This window comes from Brevibacterium sp. p3-SID960 (genome assembly GCF_025144725.1).
GTDB lineage: Bacteria > Actinomycetota > Actinomycetes > Actinomycetales > Brevibacteriaceae > Brevibacterium.
Genome location: NZ_JALXKS010000005.1, coordinates 90,375 through 109,080, shown reverse-complemented (window position 1 = coordinate 109,080; position 18,706 = coordinate 90,375). Strand labels below are relative to the sequence as shown.

The following is an 18,706-nucleotide window of genomic DNA, read 5'->3' as shown; positions in this document are numbered from 1 at the left end:
GGCCGGCAGACACCACTGACACGCCGAACCCATACACACATTTTGAGCATTAACCCCACAGTGATGCTCCCGTGGTCTCGACGCTGTGGGCAAAGCACAGCGCGGCGCACCGCAGCCGGTCAGCAGGGAGAACCGTTCAACGCGTTCTCCGGCCCCGAATTGCAGACGAAAGCGGCCCGCCACGAGGGGCGGGCCGCTGTAACGAGGTCTCAAACCGGTAATGCCACCGGTTTGAACAACGTCCTCCTGGTGGGCCCCGTGGGGATCGAACCCACGACAGAGCCCTGACCCCATAGCCTCAGAACCGCTAGAACAAGCCGAACAGGTAGCCTGCCAACACGGTCGAAGCGAACTCTTGACCACCAGCTGCCCACCAAAAATTTCAGACCGCCTCCCGCCGGTGACCCGCCAACCGCAGGCGTGCCGCATCCAACGACACCGCCACATCATCAAGATCGGTGTCGAACAGACCGGCATACCGCTGCAGCGTCAGCTCGGCAGAAGCGTGCCCCATCATCCGCTGCAGAGCTTTCACATGCGCTCCAGCCTGCACGGCCAGCGAAGCTGCAGTGTGCCGTAGGCCGTGCGGGGACAGTCGCGGGATTCCCGCGTCCCGGATCGCGTTCTCCCACCATCGAGCGCTGCGCGGCGACACCCGATACCCGCCGGTCGAGTTCGGGAACACGATCCCCGTTCGCGGGCGCGCCTCGGTGAGCATGTCGGCGATGAACTCAGGCATCGGCACGGAGCGAAGCTCATGTGACTTCGGTGTCCCCACCTCGACCGTGGAACCGACCTCCACAGCGGACCGGTTCACATGCAACCGCCTGCGGTGCACATCGACGTCTTCGGCGTGGAGGCCGGCTAGTTCTCCCCATCGCAGGCCAGTGTAGGCCAGCGTGTAGATGATGACCGCACGCTCTCCACCAGCGGCTGTTGCGAACGCTTCCACCTCAGAGTGAGAGAGGTAGACGTGTGGTTTCAGCGATTTCTTGGGGAGTGAGATGCCGCGGGCGCGGTTGACGTGGATGAGCTGGTCGGCGATTGCGTCGTCAAGGATCGTGGCGAGGATGGTGACAGCGCGGGAGACAACGGATCGGGATCGGTCGATGCCCGCGGCCCATGCTTGCACGTCAGTGTGGCGTACATCTGCGACGGGTACGTTCGCCCAAACGGGTTGGACGTGTGTGCGCCAGGTGGATTCGATGCTGCGCCGGTAGGAGGGCTTCCAGTCAGTTTGGCGGGCCATCCATGCCGGGCCGAGCTCGCCGATGGTGATCTTCCCGGCGGTGGGGTCGATAAAGGTGCCGGTGTGCTTCGAGGTTTCGACGGTCGCGGCGAACACCTCGGCGTCGCGCTTCGTGCGGAACCCCCGCTTGTCGGTCTGGCTGCGGTCAGGTTTCCTGTATCGGACCCGCCACCGCCTCCCAGCCTTGGTCTGGTATGCGGTTATGGACGCCATTCCCGGATCCTCCTCAGCACGGCCGGCGCGTACTCGTTTGCGTCCCGGTCGTCGGCCAGATAGTTGAGGCGCTGCAGGAACGCCACCGGACTCATGTCGAGCTCGTCCCGGATCCGGCCCTCCAGCGTCCCTGACCAGACCGGGTGCTCCCGAGCAAGATCAATGATCGCCTTATCCTCGTCAGTCAGCATGATGTTCCCTCCCTGCCTGCACTGCACCAGCGACCATTAGCCGTTCGGACGGGTGCATGAAACGGATCCTGTCCATCAGCACTTCCGGGGTGACCCAGAGTTCGTCGGCGGCTTCTTCGAGGGACAGCGCCCACCGGAACGCGTGGATCAGATGATCGCGGCGAATGAGGCGCTCCGCAGTGACTTTGCGGACCCGTTCTTCTTCTTTCTCCGACTGGCATCCCTCATGCCCGAAATCAATATGCACCAGCTCATGTGTCAACGTGCAGCGGCGCTCGACTTGGAGGAGCCTCGATTCCATCCAGATGGTGTCCCCGGCCGTGGCTCCACGTAGGCCTGGCGGGAGGTGTCCCCACTCGACAGTGAGGTGCTCCCGTCCTCTGAGATCACGCCACGGATGATGCACACCAGCATCATGACAAACGGCACGGACACGCGGGTGGATTCTTGGCCGCCGATGGCCGTTATGGGATACTGGAGGTGCGGTCCCACCCTCCCTCCTGGAGGTCAATGGGTCCGCCGTCAAGGACGGCCCTTCGGGGCCGTCCCTTTCTATCTCCGCGGCCAGACGACGATCGCATCCGAACGGTTACTAGCCACCTCCGTCATATGTGCTGGCTTCGCCTCCATCCACATGTTCGGCGAACATATGCTAACGCGCCTACCTGTTGCTGGGATTACGCGTCGACTCGCTGCATATGCGATGAGATCTGCGAGCTGAATGAAGTATGACTGCTGAGAGTCCCGGCTAGTGGGGTCCTCAATAAGCAGTGGGGCGGTCGCAGGTTTGCGGTCGGGTCCGATGTTGAACCTCCTGAACTTCCGCCATCGCGCACGGAGAGCCTTGTAGTCGCTGGTTTGGTCGTGGATCAGCATGATCGGAGCTCCGGTCTTCACGCTGCGGAGTCGAAGTCGCTGGAAAAGCATCAGCCATGCCATGTCCTCGATATCGAAGTCACTTTTCTGGATCAGATGCTTGTCGATCACTACGGCGAAAATGCCAGATGAGATCGCGGATGCAAATCTCATGTGCCGTGTGTAGATGTCTCGGAGCTGCCCGTCTCCAAGGCCGGCGGCTCGGAAGTGTTTCTTGACTCCGACGATCCACTCCGCCTTCACTTCGTCACGGATGCGGATCTTGTAGTCCTCGTGGATTCCGCGGCGGAGTGCTTGGGTAGCGTCCAATGCCCCAGTCCAGCGGTGGCTTGAGATCAGCATGCATCCCAATGCCATGGTGCGCGTGGAGCCATTCTTCATCCCGGGGTCGCCAGAGTCGTCGACGTATGCGAACTCAAGTTGGGGTGTGGCATCCATCAGCTATCGTCTGGGTCCTGACTCTCTTCTCCGAGTTCCTGGGCTTGCGCCCATCCCTCCTCGCCTGCGCTGTCACCTTGGTCGGCCGCGTACTGGGCGGGGAGGGGTTTCATCTTCTGGGGCGTCGTTTCGGTCGTGGTGCCCTCGCGTGAGCGAGCTGATAGTGGGGTGACGTTGTCATGATCTGCTCCCTGGTTGCCTGCCGCTAAGAGTCGGATGATCTCGTTCACGGCGTTCCGTTGTGGTTGTGTGAGCTGATCCGATGTCGGGTCGGGGTTGAAGGGTTCGCGGCCGGTGTAGGCGGCTGCTTCCTCCAACTCTGAGACCGGCACCCCGAATGCCGCAGCTAGCGCTTTGAGCGCTCGTGGTGACGGCGGGTCTGGGTGCTCACCTCGCATGTACGTCCGCACAGTCGTGAACGAGATCTTCCAGCCCCGACCTGCTGCACGGTCCGCGATTTCACGGAGTGGCAAGTTCTGGCTGTTCAGTTCGTTCAAACGGTCGGACAGTCGGCTCACGATGACCACTTTCGAGCAGGGGCATGACTACAGCAAGTCTACTGTGACTGCCGCATCTAAAAAGAACACCCCTGTAATTAGCGCCAGCGCGCTGTTTTGTGCAAAAAGTTCAAGAACGAGTTGCACGGCGATAGTCACATGCTGTAGGGTTCAAAATGTACAACAACAAAACAAACGTGACGGCTGGAAGTGAGGTGTTTGAAGTGGCAGTTCGGTCAGCGGGAGTTCATCAGGTCGATCGCCCGAGCCTTCCGTTCGGACAGACGCCTACCCATGACGCTGGCCTTGGCGCGATCACTGGTGGCACGTTCTTCCCACCTGTCAATGATCTCGATCTCGGCGACATAGTCCTTCCGTCTCCGGCAGATGACCGCAACGCGCTCGTAGTAGGCCGGGGCGGGGAACCACATGTGGGCTTCATCGGGTTCAACGAGATCATTCCAGACGTCAGCCTCACGCTCGGTCGCGAGGATGCATCTCAGGAGCAACGGCAGAGCTTCCTCGTCACGTTTCTGGCTGCGCAGCTCATCCAGCTCCGGGAGCCACTCAGTGTAATGACGCCCGTCGACGAACCCGGCTCGCCGAGCACGCTCCATCTGCTCAAAGCAAGTCTCCGAAGCTTGGCACTCGCGTTCCCCGGATGGGCCGGGCGCAGAGTCACCTCCCGCTTCAACTTCGTTCAGACCACCCGGCCGAGAGCGTCTGCGAGTTCGGAGCCACACGAGAACTGCGACCGCAACCACGACAAAAACGGCAGAAACCAACCATCCCATACCCACATCAAACCATGGAGGACTCCAATGACCGTCAAGTTCGGCACACCGCCACCCAAGAAGACTGCCGCTGGGCGATACAAGGACGACGCAGATACCCTGCGCGCACACCCCGGCGAATGGGCACTCCTCAACCTCGACCATCTGAAGCCAGCAACCCGAGCGAAGTACTCCACCATGATCACTTCCGGAGGTCTCCAGGACTTCCCGAAGGGTGACTTCGAGGCCATCACCCGACGCGGCCAAGTGTGGGTGCGCTACATCGGCAAGCCCGCCATCCGACCGATCGCGACGACGCGGAAGGAGGTGGCATGAGCCCCGCATACAACCGCAGCCGACGCGGATACACGGCACGCCCACACAAGGAGCAGATCCGGCTGGCGATGAAGTTCAAGCAGTGGACGAACGCCGACCTGGCATTCAAGGCCAAGGTCTCCAACGGCACCGTCGGCAACATTCTCGGCAAGCGCGAGACCTGCAACCCGGAGACCGCCGGAAAGATCGCCAAGGCACTCGGTCTCGAAACCGAAGACCTCTTCACTCTCGAAACCATCGACTACGCCGCATGAAAAATGCCCCCAGCCGGGTCTAGCGGCTGAGGGCGGAGTCCCAGAAAGGACAAGAACTATGAACGATTCTACCAGCATCGAACAGCTCATCCCGATTCGGGACCACGAGGGCCAGCGGGTCGCCAGCGGCCGCGCCATCCACGCCTACCTCGGCGTGCAGTCGAACTACACAACGTGGTTCGCTCGCATGGTCGATTACGGGTTCGTCGAGGGTCAGGACTTCCTCGTCTTGCATTCCAATTCTGGAAAGCAAGTTCACGGCGGCAGCAACAAAGTCGACCACGCCGTGACCATCGACATGGCCAAAGAGCTGGGCATGATCCAGCGCACCCCCAAGGGCAAGGAGATTCGGCAGTACTTCATCGCCGTGGAGAAACAGCGTCTCGCGCCAACGCCGGAACTGGTGTCACGTGCAGACCTCGCTCGCATGGTGCTCGAAGCCGAAGAAGAGAAGAAGGTTCTCGAAGCGGCACTCGAATCCGCAGCACCCGCAATCGAGTACCACGACCGATACGTCTCAGACGGTGACGTCGTGAAGATCGAAGACTGGGGCCGGCAGTACCAGCTCCGAAAGATGGAGACGTTCAAGCTGCTGCGCGACAAGAACATCATCTTCAAGCACTCCTACGGCTGGTACTGGTCGAACTCGCAGCAGAAGCAGGTCGAGGAATACGAGTACCGGGCACGGCAGGGCCGGCAGACGTATGCGTACTTCGAGCAGCGCCCTCACCACAAGGTGTCCCGCATGTACAACGGGCAGGTTCGCCAGACCCTCTACGTGCGGCAGGCTCACGCGATTGATCTCGCTAAGGCGTGCGGACTCGTCCAGGTGAAGGAGTCGGCATGAAACCCACCCTCGCCGCCGTGGCCGTGTCCGTGCCCCTGTTCCTGACAGGGTGCAGCGCTCCAGCTGAGCCGGTGACACCTCAGGCGTGTCTCGACGCCCTCGACTATGCAGAAGAGCTCGACTCCCTGATGGGTGACGCGCTGGATTCTGCTGGCCGGTCGATTGGTTTCGCGTCCCGCCTGGATGCGGCATCCATCGAGGAGGAGACCGAGTTCATCGAGTCGATCACGCCTGATGTGCAGATCGCTCGTGTCGCGTTCGCTGATGCTGCTGACGAGTGCAGGGGGCAGTGATGAACCGATGGGATTTCCTCCGCTTGAAGACGGAACACGAGCTGACGGAGACGGCGACCCGTTTCGACATGCACTCCCCGCTCGCTGAGGTCACCGCTAACGCCTCCGAGGTCGCCTACCTCGATGACGGCACCGGCGACTACGGGATCTCCGGTGACGCGCTCACCAAACTCACGAAAGGAACCAGGTCATGAGTATCGACTATCAGCGGTTAGGTGCCAGCATCGCCGAGCACCTCCGGCCGCCCATCAGCGATCCTGCGGAGACAGGGCAGGTCACGTTAACAGTGACAGCTGCCCTGCCCGTCGCAGATGCGGAGTCAGGATTCCGGATCGTCATTGACTTCGGGCGAGTCCCCGGTGATATCAATAACGCCGTTCAATCGGAGGCCGGTCATCAGGGCATTGAAGATACGCGGATCAGCCTTAACGTCCGTATGGGAGCGGGTGATGAGGGGAACGCCGTCGGAAACAAACAGGGTGGTATTTCCATCGTCGGTCCCAACCTTGATCCTGAACGGATTGCGAAGGCTGTACGCGACTGCCAGAACAGCCTCAACAGTCTTTACATCAGCATCGGCGAGTGTGATTTCGACTCGGGTGCTGCCGCTGCCGTAGATGAGCATTCCCATGATTCTTCTCCCTCAGTAGGTGGTTGTGGTGACCCTCAGCCTACTGAGGGAGAAGCCGGGGGTGAGGAACCGTGAACCGGCTGCTCAATGACGAAGAAGTGGGCCGTCAGATCGGGATGGCCGCAGAGACCGTGAAATCGCGCAGGTACAAGGAACGGGGGAAGCCAGCAGATCTCATCCCCAGGTGGGTGGATGCACCGGGCCGTCCTGCTCACGCACCCCGCTGCCTGGGTACCCCGCAGGCGGAGGTGGATGCGTGGATCACCCGCAACCTCGTGAAAGGAGCCGTCGCATGACCACCCAGACCATCGCCACGCAAGACGTGGACGTGACCCACGTCGGCGAGATGACCTACGTCCACATCGGGCATGTGACCGCTGAGCTGTGGCCGGTCGAGGTCGAAGACCTCATCGACCAGCTGCGCTCACACCTCAACCAGATCGACGAAGAACACCCGGATAGGGAGACGTGATGACCCGGTACCAGGCGCGGCGCGCCTGCTGGCTGTGGCTACCCGCTATCGCGGCCGGCGCCGGACTCAACGCCTACAGCTACACGCTCACACTCACCGCGAACGGCCTCACCCTCGCCGGCCTCACGATCACCGCCGCCGGGACACTCGCCCTCGCCCTCGACCACGACAGGACACAACCATGACCACGAAAACCAGACAGCCACGCGGCATCACCGGCGTGCGCCTGGGCTACATCCCACCCGGTAGCGACGAATGGCGGAAGTACATGACCGCCTCCAAGATCGCCGCCGTGATGGGACACAGCCCCTACGAGTCGCGGTTCTCGCTGTGGCACACGATGGCCGGGACAGTCCCACCGAAACCGCAGACCGAAGAGATGAGCCGCGGGAACCTGCTAGAGCCGGCAATCTGCGCATGGTGGCAAGACCAGCACCCAGACGTGAAGCTGTACCGGACTGGCATGTACCGCCACCCGAACATCGACTTCGCCGCGGCGACACCTGACCGGATCATCCGGTACGGCACCGGTGAAGAACCCCGTCTTCTCGAAGCGAAAACAGCGAACAACGCATGGGAGTGGGGTGCGGAGGGCACCGACGAGATCCCGCCGTACTACTACGACCAGGTTATCTGGCAGCTCGGAGTGACCGGCCTGACCACCTGCCATGTCGCTGTGCTGCTGTCATCGCTGACGTTCCGCGAGTACGAGGTCGCGTTCAACGCCGACTACTTCGCGGAGATGGTCACGGAAGCTACCGAATTCATGCGCCAGGTGCGCGCCGGGGAGAAGCCGAGCATCGACCCGCTCGACGGGCACATGGACACCTACCGGGCTGTCCGCTACCTGCACCCGGACATCGAAATCGAAACGGTCGAAGTGCCGCAATCCCTGGCGATGCAGGTGCAGTGCGCCGTCATCGACAAGGAACGCAACGACAAGGAAATGAACGCCCTGAAATCCCAGCTCACCGAGCTGATGGGCACAGCGAAAGACGCCGAGTTCAACGGCGTGAAGGTCGCCCGCCGCCAGGCGAAAGGCGACGGCAACCCATACATCATCATCCAGCCCGGCCTGAAGCGCGCCGAGCTGATTCTCGAGGAGGACACAGCAGCATGAACGCCAAGCAGAACAACACCGAGATGGTGCACTTCGTCCAGAACACGATCAAGGCATACAAGGGCGAGCTAGTCGCCACCCTGCCGAGCCACCTGCAGGACAAGGGCGTGGGCTGGCTGTCATCAGCACTCGCCGCGATCCGTCGCAACGACCAGCTGGTGCAGGCGGCTGTCAGTGCCCCGGAGACGCTCATCAACGCGCTCTCCGAGGCCGCGCAGAAGGGCCTCAACCCAGGCACGGCAGAGTACTACCTGACGCCCCGGAAGAACAAGGGCCGCAACGAGATCCTCGGCATTACCGGATACCAAGGCGAGGTTGAGCTGATGTACCGGGCCGGCGCAGTCTCATCGGTCATCGTTGAGACCGTTCACGAAAACGACAGGTTCGAGTACGTGCCGGGACGCCACGATAAGCCGATCCATGAGATTGACTGGTTCAACGATCGCGGCAGCTTGAAGCTCGCCTACGCCTACGCCGTGATGAAGGACGGTGCCACGTCCAAGGTCGTTATCGTCAACGAGGACCGGATCCGGCGCGCCAAGTCTGCATCGCAGGGCGCGGACAGCAAGTACTCGCCGTGGCAGAACGACACGGTCGCGATGTGGATGAAGACAGCGGCGCATGATCTCGCCAAGTGGGTGCCAACGTCTGCCGAGTATGTGCGCGAACAGCTGCGCGCCGCCCGCGACGTGGCCGCTGAGGAACCTCGACCGGCCTCGCCTGCGCCCGCACCAGCACCAACTGACTCTGAGGTGAGGGGACCGGAGCCTGCCACGCAGAATCAGTCTGGCCTCGCTGAGGGTGAAGAACTGCTCTACGACGAGGTGACCGTCGATGAGAACGGCGAGATCCTCGATGCCGAGGTGGTCTGACATGGCCGGCGACACCATCATCACAGTAGTCGGAAACCTCACCGCAGACCCGGAGCTGCGGTACACGCAGAACGGGGCCGCGGTCGCGAACTTCACCGTCGCTTCAACACCGCGGACGTTCAACCGGAACACGAATGACTGGCAGGACGGCGAGACTCTGTTCCTGCGCTGCAACGCGTGGCGGGATCTCGCTGAGAACGTCACCGAGACCCTGCAGCGTGGCACCCGCACGATCGTGCAGGGCCGGCTGAAGTCCCGCAGCTTCGAGACTAAGGAGGGGCAGAAGCGGACGGTCTTTGAGCTCGACGTTGACGAGGTTGGCCCGTCCCTGCGCTACGCCACGGCCAACGTGGCGAAGAAGGAGTTCTCCGGCGGCGGTTCAGGCCAGCCACAGGGCGGCAGTTGGGGTCAGGGTCCAGGCCAGCAGCAGGCGCCGCAGCAGGATCCGTGGGCGTCGTCTCAGCCGGGGTGGGGAGGTGCCGACGATGAGCCGCCGTTTTGACGAAACGCCAGCGTGTGTGAGCCGTGACGTGGAGCTGTTCTTCACCCCAGGCTACGAGCAGGCCGCGATCCGTGTGTGTGAGCAGTGCCCGATCCGTGAGCAGTGCCTGGCTGAGGCAATGTCAGTGGAGCGTCCATCGCTGCGCTTCGGCGTCTTCGGCGGGTTGACACCGGAGGAGCGTACCGCGTTGTGGCGTACCACGCGGGCTTGTGCCGACTGCGGGCAGTCGCTGGCCGGTGAGGCTGTGGGCCGGAAACGGTGCGAGCCGTGTCAGGCCGTGTATCGGCGTGAGTCGAAGCGGGCGTGGCGTCCGGAGGTGGCGGCATGAAACGCGTTGGACGCCTGTCGCCGAACAACATCGAGCTGATCCAGCTAGAGCGTGAGACGGCACCGGGTGAGGTAGAGGCTGCGCGTCGGGTCGTGATCGACCATATCGATGGTGACCCGTCCGAGGTGCTCGCCATGCTCGGCCTCGTGGAGGTGGAGTGATGCGCATCAAGGTCAAATCTGTGTTCTTTGTGGTTTCGAGTTGGGATGACCGCTACGTCTACAGCAGTGATCGGATTTGGCAGATCGAAGGTGGAGCCAGTGAGCGCGTTTTTCGCTTGTCGTTTAAGGAGGCGATTGCTGAGGCTGACTGGCGCGCCAGGGAGCTGGCCGCGGCGTTGAGGGAGGTGCCGTGATGGGTCTGTCGTCGATGCCGATCATGTCCGAGGCCGAACTGCGCCGACTGCCGACACCGCTCCTAGCGGCAGCTGCGGCCGAGTACACGCAGCGGGTGGAGCGTGAAGCTCGGATCGCTGCCGCTAAGGAACGCTACCGCCCGGACCCGGAAGGGTCAGCACGTTTGCAAGCACTCATCGATGAAGAACGCCGGGCCAAGAGGGAGGACGCGGCATGACCGCCCGAGGCCTGTGGCTGGCGTGCTGCGCGGTACTCGACGCGGCGGGCCGGGCCGACCTCGCTGACAGGCTCATGACCCACTACCCACAACCAGAAGAAGAGGAAAGCCATGCTGACGTTGACTGACCTATTTTGCGGGGCCGGTGGCTCATCCACCGGTGCCGTCCAAGTGCCAGGCGTGTCGGTTCGAGTCGCCTCGAACCACTGGCAGCTCGCCGTCGACACGCACGAGGCGAACCACCCGGACACCGGACACGTGTGCGCTGATCTGTCGCAGATCGACCCGCGCTTCTACCCGAGCACCGACATTCTGTGGGCGTCCCCGGAGTGCACTACGCATTCCATTGCTCGCGGTGCCCGCACCGTGCGGCAGCCGGATCTGTTCAATCCGATCCCAGACGAGGCTGTCGAACGATCGAGGGCGACGATGTGGGACGTGCCACGCTTCACCGAGGTGCACAAGTATCAGGCTGTGATCGTCGAGAACGTCGTCGATGTCGCCCGCTGGGCACCGTATCGGGCGTGGCTCGAAGCGATGGACTCCCTCGGCTACGCGCACGAGGTCGTGTTCATCAACTCGATGCACGCATGGGCGCACGGCGCTCCAGCACCGCAGTCCCGTGACCGCTTCTACGCCGTTTTCTGGCGCAAAGGAAACCGGCAGCCGGACCTGCAGGCGATCCAGCGGCCACCGGCGATGTGCCCGGAGCACGGCAGGGTCGAGGCGATCAAGACGTGGAAGAACGAACGCCGCGCCGGACGGTACAGGCAGCAGTACTACTTCCGCTGCCCGCACACGTCGTGCCGGGGACGCGCTGTGGAACCGGCGTGGATACCGGCGGCGTCGATCATCGACTGGTCAAACCTCGGCACCAGGATCGGTGACCGTGCCCGCCCGCTGGCGGAGAAGACGATGAAGCGGATCCAGGCCGGCATAGACCGGTACTGGTCTGGCGCTGAGCTCGACCCGCTGCTCGTTAACCACGTCTCCGGGGCGTGCGCGTCGCGCTCTACGTCGGTGTCGGAGGTCGCGCCGACGATGGTCGCAGGAGGCACCCACGCATCACTGCTCGTCCCAGTGGAGGGCAGGGAGGGTAAGGTGGCAGTGCCGGCTGCACTGCCGTATCGGACGCAGACTGCCCGCAACGAGACTGGTGTCGTCATGGCGATGCACCTTGAAGCAGCCGGCAACACCTACGACTCGGCCGACCCGCGTCGCGGCGGTGACTACTACCGCATCTGGCCGGACGCCGAGCCGGTCCGTACCGTCCATGCGACAGCATCGAAGGGTGCGGTGTTCCCGCCGTTCCTCGCTGAGCTGCGTGGCGGCTCATCCGATGCCAGGCCCGCAGACGACCCGCTCTCCACGGTGACCGCGTCCGGGAACCACCACGCGCTCATCATGCGCAACAACAACGGCCGCGGCGACCTCGGCTACATGAGCACACCAGCCTCAGAGCCGATGCGCACCGTCACAACGGCCGGACACCAGTCCCTCATCTCCGGGGGAGTACCGCAGATCGAAGACTGCATGTTCCGGATGCTCACACCCGACGAGATCAAGCAGGCGATGGCGTTCCCCGCCGACTACCAGATCCTCGGCACAAAACGTGATCAGGTGCGCATGTCCGGCAACGCCGTCACCCCGCCTGCCGCCCGAGACCTCGTCGCCGCCGTCGCCGAGACATTGGAGGCGGCATGAAACAGCTTGTGATCGATGTGCCCGCCAACGAGTGGCTGTCAGCGAATGACCGCCGGCATTGGGCCGACAAAGCCCGCAGGACAAAGGCACTCCGGCACCGCGCCGCCATGCTCGCCAGGCAAGCCCGCCTGACAGTGGCGACACCCTGCATTGTCGTCGCCGAGATCTGCTACCCGCGAGGTGGACGTGCGGATCCTGCGAACGCATCCGATGCGGTGAAACCGATCCTCGACGGTCTCACCGATGCCAGCGTGTGGGTGGATGACGACAGCGAGCATGTCCCCGCGGTCACATACCGGCGCGGCTCGAAGACCGACCAGCAGGGATGGCACCGCATCACCCTGACCTTCATCCCGCAAACCATCCCGTTCTAAGGAGACCACCATGACCAAGACCTCCGACCTTGTCCAGGAAGCTGCGATGACGCTCACCCGAGCGATCGGACTCGACCCAGACGAAATCTCCGTCGAGAACATCACCCTCCAAGACGGCGTGCTGTGCGTGGACCAGTTCATGCGAAACGATCATGGCTACGCCGTAGACGTGGGCGGCTCAGTCAAGGTACGCCGCCGCTGCTTCCGCGTCACGGCTGAGGAGATCACCGATGAGTGAGGTACGCCAAGAGCACGAGTTCAAGGACATCGGGATCCTGTCCGGAGCCGCAGAAGACCCTGCATCGTGGCTTCCCGGCAAGCTGCAGGCCACCCGCAAGTTCGCCATGACCGTCCGCGACAACATCCCGTGCACCGTGACCGACGACGAGATGTTTGCTGTCGCCGATTGGGTGCTGAACCTGATGGAGCGCTACGCCGCCTATCACGTGGAGCCCGTCTTCACGCTCGACGGGGACGGCCCCATCTGCTCGCTCTGCCACGCCCTCTGGCCACTCTGCGGGCACTTCGAGTACGCGTCACCCCACGCGGAGTTTAGGAGCAGAGATGACTGACTTCACTAACCGGGCGTACCGGGACGGGTGGATGGACGCCATCAAAGCGGTCAACGAGGAAGCTGCCCCAGGCATGGCCGACGCGATCCGACAAGCCCAAGCGCAGGCGCTCCGCGACGCAGCAGAGAGCATCAGGAAGGCGCCCTGTGCCATCTACGAGCAGGGATCGGGGATGTGCTCAGACGACTGGGGCAACGACGAGAAGGTCATCGACGGCTGGTACGCCGACTACCTAGAAGCCCGCGCCGAGGAGATCGAGGCAGCCCAGTGATGACCGTGTACACGCACACAAGTGAGTGGTGTCGATGCCGTGAACGCGAACGGAGGTACCGCAGATGAGAATCAGATCAATCAAACCCGAGTTCTTCGACAGCCCATCAACCGCCGACAGCAGCCCCTGGGCACGCCTGCTCTACATCGCCATGTGGTGCATGGCAGACGACTGGGGAGTCGGGTCAGCGAACCTCAAAGAGATGTCGGCCAACGCCTTCCCAAACGACGACGAATGGACCAGCAAGGAACTTCCTAGCCTCTGCAAGGAAGTTGCAGACAACTACGGGGTCATGTTCTACACCCACCGAGGACGCCCATATTTCCAGATCCCAACATGGGATGACCACCAAGTCACCCAACGTCGCGCAAAACGCCGATTCCCAGCCCATGACGACCCGGAATCGACCCCTGACCAGGCAATACATGGACTTCCTAGCCTCGGCAAGGAAGTTCCTAGCCGAAACAAGGAAAACTCAAGTACGGAACAGGGGAACAGGGGAACAGGGGAACAAGGAACAGGGGAAGTAACTACCTTGTTCAACGCCGCTGACGCGCCGATTGAACGAGACCACACCACCACTGAACCAACCACCGACTACCCCGCCGACTTCGAAGACTTCTGGAACACCTACCCCAGACGCCAGAAAAAACGCGACGCACTCAAAGCATTCACCAACGCGAAAAAGAGAGCCACACTGCCAGCGATCATCGCCGGAGCCGAACAACTCCGAGACGACCCCAACCGCATCGACCAATACACGCCGCTCGCAGCCTCATGGCTCAACGCCAACGGGTGGGAAGACGAGCCTCTCCCTCCCAGGCACAACAACCACCAACCCAGCCGCGCACAACAACGCTGGAACAACAACGCAGCCGTCGTCGCACGATTCCAAGAACGTGAACAAGCCCGAGGAGAAATCGCGCAATGAACCTCACCGAGACCGCCGCCCTGCTCGCCTACATCGGCGAGCTCGACGGCCGCACCATCACTGACGCGACTGTCGAAGCCTGGAACGACGTCCTCAAAGACATCAGCCTCCCTGATGCCAAGCAAGCCGTCGTCACCCACTTCCACACCAGCCCCGGCGAATGGCTGACCATCGACCGGATCCTCCACCACGTCAAAACCATCCGCAAACAGAGGATCAGCACGATCGGCACGATCACCCCGAACTCAACTGACTGTGCCACCACCGCGGCCGAGCTAGAGGCTCGTCGCCGCCTCACTCAGCTCATCGCAGACGGACGCCTCACACCCAACGACTACCGCACCTACCAGGAATCGGGTCAGCCACTCACCGACTGGATGGCTCAGAAGCAGCTCGGCGCGGCATGAACCTCACACACCAGCGCACCGTACCAACGACCTCACAGAAACCCATGTTTGGGACTTGTCCCGACACCCACGAAACACTCGAAACAAACGAAAGGAACGATCATGTGGCTCATTGACAAGCTCATGGCACTACCCGCCTACGCATACGTCCTCACAGCACACTGGCTGGACAGCCGGCGAAAGCTCAAAGAGATGCGCCGCGCAAAACTGCGGGCAGGAAAGGAAACGCGATGACTGAGTTCAAGCCAGGCGACATTGTGCGCATGATCAAAGGCGAGCCCTACAAGCCGGGGTATGAAGTCTGGGTGCGGGAGGTGACCTCCGGCGTTCCGAGCACGAAGAAGATCAGATTGTCCAGGCTTAGGGCGTTCGAGGACGGTGACTGGACGGTCGAGCTGATCGAACGCCCGGCACCGCCCCTGCCGACGAGGCCGAACACTCTCGGTTGGGCGAATGTGAACGGCATTAGGCGATTCGTCCGGCTAGGAGTGTTCGGCCAGTGGGAGGCGTACAACAAGGACGGCGCACTCGTGACCAAGCCACGCCCGGGCGCTGTCGAGGATTTCACCGAGGCCGTGCTGATCCCGAAGGAGCTGGCCGACAAGGTCATGGAATGGGTTTGCGATGAGGGCGGGGAGTGGCACGCGGGCGGCATCCTGGAGCAGATCGCAGTCCACCTGAAAGGACAAGACGATGAGTGACCAGACATTCTGGAAGGCAACCAGGCCAGACGGGACGGACTTCTACAGCGGCACCATCGACTACGCTGCCGCACTCACCAGCGGCCAGCCAGTCACGATCCATGAAGCAGACGACCCGCGCTGTTGCACCGGCACTGTTCTGCACGCCTCCACTGCCCCGACGGAGACGTTGATCGGCGGGTCGTGGCCGTGCCGGTTATTCGAGGTGACCGGAACCCCCGTCGCCAAAGAGGGGCGCAAGCGGGGTTTCTTCTCACTGACCGTCATCCGGGAGGTGGACGCGCATCTCGCGTTCGGCCCGCAGGGTGAGCGTGTGGCGGCACTGATCGATCATGCGGGGCGGCTGGATCGCCGGGAGGCAGAGTCTCTCTGGTCAGCCAGGGACGCGGCCAGGGCCGCAGCCAGGGGCGCAGCCAGGTACGCAGCCGGGGACGCAGCCTGGGCCGCAGCCGGGGCGTTGGTTATGCGTGACCTCATCGGGCAGCGCAACTTCACACAAGAGCACTACGACCTCCTCACCCGCCCGTGGAGGACGGTCATCGGGCCTATCCACCCGGATGACAAGGAACTGAAAGGACAAGACGATGAGTGAAAGCCAGCATCAACAAGAACAGCGTCTGGTCCGGGAGGATATGCGACGCGTCCGGGCCGCTGCGGCGCAGGTTCTCGTCCCAGCGGACGAGCGTGCGACCACGGAACCACATGTGCCGGAGCAGGCAGCTCTTTCGGTTGCCGTTGACTTGTACATGGTCGCGTTCACGATGAAGCCCGGAGTGCGAGCGGCGGGTATCTGCATTGCGGATGAGGCTGCGGCGCGCATGGGACTCAACCCGCAGCACGTTCACGATTTCGCCCTTGAAATGCTCGCCTCTGTCGATGCGCAGTCTAGGAGTGACGATGAGTGAGTCAGAGGAAGTACAGATCAGGCTCGGCCTGGAGGAATGGGACGAGTCGCCCTGGGAGTGGGGGGTCTATGTCGAGCGGAACGACGGCAGCGACGGCGAGGACTGCTGGGTGCCGCTCGTGTATGGGGAGATGGTGTCGTTTGATGACGCACGCCAGCGCTGGCGCAACTTCTGCGACGCCACCCAGGGCATCTACCGCAACCCGCGCATCGTTCGGCGGGCTGTGAGCCCGTGGGAGGTGAGGGATTATGAGTGACCGAATTGCGGATCATGCGTTCCTGCCGGTGGCAGGACACCCTGACGACGATGAGTGTACTCACCGAGTAGACGGGACGGATGACACATATTGCGGCGCGCCCGAGCGGCGGCACGAATGGAGCGAACGATGACTGACCGGATTACCGCGTGGCTGGACGAGTCCCAGCGGCTCGCAGACGATGCCACAGCGGGGCCGTGGTTCATCTCGCCGTTTGAGCACGATCCCGTCTGGTGCGATGTCGTCACCGGCGGCGTGGACGAGCACGATGACGATCTTCCGCCCTTGATTGAGGCGGACGGCCGCAAGAACGCCGAGTTCATCGCCGAAGCGCGCACGCGGTTCCCGCAAGCCGTCGCCGCACTCCGAGAGGTCGTTGAGCTGCATCGGCCCTGCCACGACGCTTACGGCTGGACGCCATGCCGAGAATGCGAGCGACCCTGGCCCTGCCTGACGAGACGCCTAGCCGAGGCCACCCTCGGGCTGGAAGGAGACGACGATGAGCAGTGAGATTAGCGCTCGCGTGCGGGGCAATGTCGAGGCGGCTGAACGCATCAGCAGCGGGGCCGTGACCGTGCACTACGCCGGGAGCGCCGTCGATCTGGGCGGGCAGCCCATGCTGTCCCGCAGGACGGTGCCGGTGATCCCGGAGCGGTTCGATGAGCTGATAGAGGCCGCACGGCTGCTGCCCCGTCTGTCCGATGCTGTGGGAGCGGTGGTGGAGAAGCTGGGCCCGCACTATCAGCGTCAGGTGGCTCGCGCCCAGAGGAGTGGCGGCACGGAGTCTGAGTGCGTGTGCAGCGCGTGTGACGTCATGCAGGCCCTTACCCGAGCGTTGGAAGGAGACAAGCGATGAGCACATGGGGCGAGAGAGCACATCGTGCTGCTGAGGCGCTGGACATGGAGGCCATCGAGGCTACCGACCCAGAGGATGTGTGGTACGGGTTTCGGGAGGGTGCGGCGTGGCAGCGGGAACAGCTCCCCGCCGATGAGTCGGTCGAACGGGCGGCCAGAGTACTCAACAAGGCCGGATGGACGTGCATGGACGCCACGCACGAGCCTGGGCGCTACGACGACTGCCACTACTGCCGGGGCATCTGCCTCGCCCTAGCCCGCACCGCACTCACAGCAGCGACAGGAGACCAATCATGAAGACAGTCAGCCAACTCATAACCGAGCTTGAAGCGATCAAAGACAAGCGTGGAAACCTGCCGGTTCTCGTGTACGGGTACGAGGACGACTACGACGCAATTACCAACAGCAAGATAGTGCGCGTTGCCGACAAGGGGGCGGACGAGAAAGAGCGCTGCTGGTGGAGTGGACGCTACGAAGACATCGAGACCGCAGACCCCGCCCTGCCACAGTTCGACGCGGTGGTGATCGAGCGATGAAACCCATCACCGAACTGACCATCGGGCACGTCGGTAAGACCATCCACGTCACCGACCAGGACATCGACGTGACCGGCACCCTCTACCGGATCGAAGCCGAACGCGAGCTTATCCACGAAGGCAACTGGGCCGGCCGGTCACGAGCCTTCCCAGGCCCCTGGTATGAACTCGACCTCACCATCGCCGGCAGCCGCATCAGCGTAGGCCAGACAGCCCGATGGGAGCCAGCATGATCACCACCCACATCACGCTCCCCAACAACGGCGACCTCATCGAACTCACCATCGGCACAGACGGCGAAGCCGGCTACCAGAAAAAGATCGCCCACTACCGCAAAGGCCTCAGCAAGAGGCTATTCGGCAACGCGATCATCACGCCGGACGAGTACGTGAAGCTCCTCGCCCGCGGATGGACGGCCCGCGTCATCAAACCCACCGCCACCCCGTCAACCGAGGGTGGCGTCGCACCCGGATACACGCTCAAGGGACGCTCATGACCACCACCACAGCTGGTGCCCTCGACCCAGAAAACATCGGACAACACATCACCATCCACCTACCCGGCAAGCACCGCACCGGCCAGCTCACCGGCATCCACCACGGACGCGACAACATGATCCGCATCGAACTCGCCGGTCACCACATCATCGTCCGCAACACCATGCCCATCACCATCACCCACACCGTCACAGGCGACTAACCCCGAAGAACACGAGCGAACCCGGCACCG

General features: G+C 62.7%; 39 protein-coding genes. 32 read left to right on the top strand and 7 right to left on the bottom strand.

Annotated features, from left to right (window positions below; all coding sequences use genetic code 11):
- Positions 1–382: 382 nt before the first annotated feature.
- The 6 genes from M3B11_RS02905 to M3B11_RS02880 form a co-directional block, all read right to left on the bottom strand.
- Complete coding sequence (locus M3B11_RS02905; protein ID WP_259875291.1) at positions 383–1,462, bottom strand: site-specific integrase; 1,080 nt, start codon at positions 1,460–1,462, stop codon at positions 383–385.
- Entirely contained in the window at positions 1,450–1,653 is a 204-nt protein-coding gene (locus tag M3B11_RS02900; protein ID WP_259875290.1) for a DUF3263 domain-containing protein, read from the bottom strand. Before M3B11_RS02900 ends, M3B11_RS02905 begins: the two co-directional genes overlap by 13 nt.
- Positions 1,643–1,954 (bottom strand): hypothetical protein, encoded by a 312-nt coding sequence (locus tag M3B11_RS02895; protein WP_259875289.1) that lies wholly within the window; start codon positions 1,952–1,954, stop codon positions 1,643–1,645. The genes M3B11_RS02900 and M3B11_RS02895 overlap by 11 nt, the downstream gene beginning before the upstream one ends.
- A gap of 251 nt (positions 1,955–2,205) precedes the next feature.
- Positions 2,206–2,967: a DUF3800 domain-containing protein gene (locus M3B11_RS02890; protein ID WP_259875288.1), complete on the bottom strand. Its 762-nt coding sequence runs from the start codon at positions 2,965–2,967 to the stop codon at positions 2,206–2,208.
- Positions 2,967–3,485, bottom strand: coding sequence for a helix-turn-helix domain-containing protein (locus M3B11_RS02885; RefSeq protein ID WP_259875287.1), 519 nt, complete (start codon positions 3,483–3,485; stop codon positions 2,967–2,969). The genes M3B11_RS02890 and M3B11_RS02885 overlap by 1 nt, the downstream gene beginning before the upstream one ends.
- 215 nt (positions 3,486–3,700) lie before the next feature.
- Positions 3,701–3,973, bottom strand: coding sequence for a hypothetical protein (locus tag M3B11_RS02880; protein ID WP_259875286.1), 273 nt, complete (start codon positions 3,971–3,973; stop codon positions 3,701–3,703).
- Positions 3,974–4,285: 312 nt separating this feature from the next.
- Between M3B11_RS02880 and M3B11_RS02875 the strand changes: the two genes are divergently transcribed.
- Genes M3B11_RS02875 through M3B11_RS02855 form a run of 5 tightly spaced genes read left to right on the top strand, consistent with a single transcriptional unit; the run spans position 4,286 to position 6,161 of the window.
- Positions 4,286–4,573, top strand: a complete 288-nt coding sequence (locus M3B11_RS02875) for a hypothetical protein (protein WP_259875285.1) — start codon at positions 4,286–4,288, stop codon at positions 4,571–4,573.
- Positions 4,570–4,827, top strand: coding sequence for a helix-turn-helix transcriptional regulator (locus tag M3B11_RS02870; protein WP_259875284.1), 258 nt, complete (start codon positions 4,570–4,572; stop codon positions 4,825–4,827). The genes M3B11_RS02875 and M3B11_RS02870 overlap by 4 nt, the downstream gene beginning before the upstream one ends.
- A gap of 58 nt (positions 4,828–4,885) precedes the next feature.
- Entirely contained in the window at positions 4,886–5,674 is a 789-nt protein-coding gene (locus M3B11_RS02865; RefSeq protein ID WP_259875283.1) for an antA/AntB antirepressor family protein, read from the top strand.
- Positions 5,671–5,967 carry a hypothetical protein gene (locus M3B11_RS02860; protein WP_259875282.1) on the top strand — a complete coding sequence of 99 codons (297 nt, stop codon included), beginning with the start codon at positions 5,671–5,673 and terminating at the stop codon, positions 5,965–5,967. Before M3B11_RS02865 ends, M3B11_RS02860 begins: the two co-directional genes overlap by 4 nt.
- A complete protein-coding gene (locus M3B11_RS02855) occupies positions 5,967–6,161 on the top strand; it encodes a hypothetical protein (protein ID WP_259875281.1) in 195 nt (64 codons plus the stop codon). The genes M3B11_RS02860 and M3B11_RS02855 overlap by 1 nt, the downstream gene beginning before the upstream one ends.
- A gap of 125 nt (positions 6,162–6,286) precedes the next feature.
- Here the strand turns inward: M3B11_RS02855 and M3B11_RS02850 are convergent, their stop codons facing one another.
- Positions 6,287–6,598: a hypothetical protein gene (locus M3B11_RS02850; RefSeq protein ID WP_259875280.1), complete on the bottom strand. Its 312-nt coding sequence runs from the start codon at positions 6,596–6,598 to the stop codon at positions 6,287–6,289.
- Between the two features lie 292 nt (positions 6,599–6,890).
- Between M3B11_RS02850 and M3B11_RS02845 the strand changes: the two genes are divergently transcribed.
- The 27 genes from M3B11_RS02845 to M3B11_RS02720 all read left to right on the top strand — a co-directional run bounded on the left by M3B11_RS02845 (position 6,891) and on the right by M3B11_RS02720 (position 18,676).
- Positions 6,891–7,070 (top strand): hypothetical protein, encoded by a 180-nt coding sequence (locus tag M3B11_RS02845; RefSeq protein WP_259875279.1) that lies wholly within the window; start codon positions 6,891–6,893, stop codon positions 7,068–7,070.
- Positions 7,070–7,255, top strand: a complete 186-nt coding sequence (locus M3B11_RS02840; protein WP_259875278.1) for a hypothetical protein — start codon at positions 7,070–7,072, stop codon at positions 7,253–7,255. Before M3B11_RS02845 ends, M3B11_RS02840 begins: the two co-directional genes overlap by 1 nt.
- The gene (locus M3B11_RS02835; protein WP_259875277.1) at positions 7,252–8,190 is read left to right on the top strand and encodes a YqaJ viral recombinase family protein; all 939 of its coding nucleotides are present in this window, start codon (positions 7,252–7,254) and stop codon (positions 8,188–8,190) included. The genes M3B11_RS02840 and M3B11_RS02835 overlap by 4 nt, the downstream gene beginning before the upstream one ends.
- Positions 8,187–9,062 carry a recombinase RecT gene (locus tag M3B11_RS02830; RefSeq protein WP_259875276.1) on the top strand — a complete coding sequence of 292 codons (876 nt, stop codon included), beginning with the start codon at positions 8,187–8,189 and terminating at the stop codon, positions 9,060–9,062. The genes M3B11_RS02835 and M3B11_RS02830 overlap by 4 nt, the downstream gene beginning before the upstream one ends.
- Position 9,063: 1 nt before the next feature.
- Positions 9,064–9,564, top strand: coding sequence for a single-stranded DNA-binding protein (locus M3B11_RS02825; RefSeq protein ID WP_259875275.1), 501 nt, complete (start codon positions 9,064–9,066; stop codon positions 9,562–9,564).
- A complete protein-coding gene (locus M3B11_RS13365) occupies positions 9,548–9,892 on the top strand; it encodes a WhiB family transcriptional regulator (RefSeq protein ID WP_396121519.1) in 345 nt (114 codons plus the stop codon). Before M3B11_RS02825 ends, M3B11_RS13365 begins: the two co-directional genes overlap by 17 nt.
- Positions 9,889–10,053 carry a hypothetical protein gene (locus M3B11_RS02820; RefSeq protein WP_259875274.1) on the top strand — a complete coding sequence of 55 codons (165 nt, stop codon included), beginning with the start codon at positions 9,889–9,891 and terminating at the stop codon, positions 10,051–10,053. The genes M3B11_RS13365 and M3B11_RS02820 overlap by 4 nt, the downstream gene beginning before the upstream one ends.
- Entirely contained in the window at positions 10,053–10,247 is a 195-nt protein-coding gene (locus M3B11_RS02815) for a hypothetical protein (protein ID WP_259875273.1), read from the top strand. The genes M3B11_RS02820 and M3B11_RS02815 overlap by 1 nt, the downstream gene beginning before the upstream one ends.
- Positions 10,244–10,465: a hypothetical protein gene (locus M3B11_RS02810; RefSeq protein WP_259875272.1), complete on the top strand. Its 222-nt coding sequence runs from the start codon at positions 10,244–10,246 to the stop codon at positions 10,463–10,465. The genes M3B11_RS02815 and M3B11_RS02810 overlap by 4 nt, the downstream gene beginning before the upstream one ends.
- Before the next feature lie 111 nt (positions 10,466–10,576).
- Entirely contained in the window at positions 10,577–12,169 is a 1,593-nt protein-coding gene (locus tag M3B11_RS02805; protein ID WP_259875271.1) for a DNA cytosine methyltransferase, read from the top strand.
- Positions 12,166–12,543 carry a hypothetical protein gene (locus M3B11_RS02800; protein WP_259875270.1) on the top strand — a complete coding sequence of 126 codons (378 nt, stop codon included), beginning with the start codon at positions 12,166–12,168 and terminating at the stop codon, positions 12,541–12,543. The genes M3B11_RS02805 and M3B11_RS02800 overlap by 4 nt, the downstream gene beginning before the upstream one ends.
- A 10-nt stretch (positions 12,544–12,553) precedes the next feature.
- Positions 12,554–12,781, top strand: a complete 228-nt coding sequence (locus tag M3B11_RS02795) for a hypothetical protein (protein WP_259875269.1) — start codon at positions 12,554–12,556, stop codon at positions 12,779–12,781.
- Positions 12,774–13,115: a hypothetical protein gene (locus M3B11_RS02790; protein WP_259875268.1), complete on the top strand. Its 342-nt coding sequence runs from the start codon at positions 12,774–12,776 to the stop codon at positions 13,113–13,115. Before M3B11_RS02795 ends, M3B11_RS02790 begins: the two co-directional genes overlap by 8 nt.
- Positions 13,108–13,386, top strand: coding sequence for a hypothetical protein (locus M3B11_RS02785; protein WP_259875267.1), 279 nt, complete (start codon positions 13,108–13,110; stop codon positions 13,384–13,386). The genes M3B11_RS02790 and M3B11_RS02785 overlap by 8 nt, the downstream gene beginning before the upstream one ends.
- Positions 13,387–13,450: 64 nt before the next feature.
- Entirely contained in the window at positions 13,451–14,317 is an 867-nt protein-coding gene (locus M3B11_RS02780; protein WP_259875266.1) for a hypothetical protein, read from the top strand.
- Positions 14,314–14,724 (top strand): hypothetical protein, encoded by a 411-nt coding sequence (locus tag M3B11_RS02775; protein ID WP_259875265.1) that lies wholly within the window; start codon positions 14,314–14,316, stop codon positions 14,722–14,724. The genes M3B11_RS02780 and M3B11_RS02775 overlap by 4 nt, the downstream gene beginning before the upstream one ends.
- A gap of 230 nt (positions 14,725–14,954) precedes the next feature.
- Positions 14,955–15,425 carry a hypothetical protein gene (locus M3B11_RS02770; protein WP_259875264.1) on the top strand — a complete coding sequence of 157 codons (471 nt, stop codon included), beginning with the start codon at positions 14,955–14,957 and terminating at the stop codon, positions 15,423–15,425.
- A complete protein-coding gene (locus M3B11_RS02765) occupies positions 15,418–16,017 on the top strand; it encodes a hypothetical protein (RefSeq protein ID WP_259875263.1) in 600 nt (199 codons plus the stop codon). Before M3B11_RS02770 ends, M3B11_RS02765 begins: the two co-directional genes overlap by 8 nt.
- Positions 16,010–16,330 (top strand): hypothetical protein, encoded by a 321-nt coding sequence (locus M3B11_RS02760; protein WP_259875262.1) that lies wholly within the window; start codon positions 16,010–16,012, stop codon positions 16,328–16,330. The genes M3B11_RS02765 and M3B11_RS02760 overlap by 8 nt, the downstream gene beginning before the upstream one ends.
- Positions 16,323–16,586 carry a hypothetical protein gene (locus tag M3B11_RS02755; protein WP_259875261.1) on the top strand — a complete coding sequence of 88 codons (264 nt, stop codon included), beginning with the start codon at positions 16,323–16,325 and terminating at the stop codon, positions 16,584–16,586. Before M3B11_RS02760 ends, M3B11_RS02755 begins: the two co-directional genes overlap by 8 nt.
- A gap of 129 nt (positions 16,587–16,715) precedes the next feature.
- Complete coding sequence (locus tag M3B11_RS02750) at positions 16,716–17,096, top strand: hypothetical protein (protein ID WP_259875259.1); 381 nt, start codon at positions 16,716–16,718, stop codon at positions 17,094–17,096.
- On the top strand, positions 17,086–17,442 hold the full coding sequence (locus tag M3B11_RS02745) for a hypothetical protein (protein WP_259875257.1): 357 nt from the start codon (positions 17,086–17,088) through the stop codon (positions 17,440–17,442). Before M3B11_RS02750 ends, M3B11_RS02745 begins: the two co-directional genes overlap by 11 nt.
- Positions 17,439–17,738, top strand: a complete 300-nt coding sequence (locus M3B11_RS02740; RefSeq protein WP_259875256.1) for a hypothetical protein — start codon at positions 17,439–17,441, stop codon at positions 17,736–17,738. Before M3B11_RS02745 ends, M3B11_RS02740 begins: the two co-directional genes overlap by 4 nt.
- Positions 17,735–17,977 carry a hypothetical protein gene (locus M3B11_RS02735; RefSeq protein ID WP_259875255.1) on the top strand — a complete coding sequence of 81 codons (243 nt, stop codon included), beginning with the start codon at positions 17,735–17,737 and terminating at the stop codon, positions 17,975–17,977. Before M3B11_RS02740 ends, M3B11_RS02735 begins: the two co-directional genes overlap by 4 nt.
- Positions 17,974–18,210: a hypothetical protein gene (locus tag M3B11_RS02730; protein ID WP_259875254.1), complete on the top strand. Its 237-nt coding sequence runs from the start codon at positions 17,974–17,976 to the stop codon at positions 18,208–18,210. The genes M3B11_RS02735 and M3B11_RS02730 overlap by 4 nt, the downstream gene beginning before the upstream one ends.
- Entirely contained in the window at positions 18,207–18,473 is a 267-nt protein-coding gene (locus M3B11_RS02725; RefSeq protein ID WP_259875253.1) for a hypothetical protein, read from the top strand. The genes M3B11_RS02730 and M3B11_RS02725 overlap by 4 nt, the downstream gene beginning before the upstream one ends.
- Entirely contained in the window at positions 18,470–18,676 is a 207-nt protein-coding gene (locus M3B11_RS02720; RefSeq protein ID WP_259875252.1) for a hypothetical protein, read from the top strand. Before M3B11_RS02725 ends, M3B11_RS02720 begins: the two co-directional genes overlap by 4 nt.
- Positions 18,677–18,706: the final 30 nt, after the last annotated feature.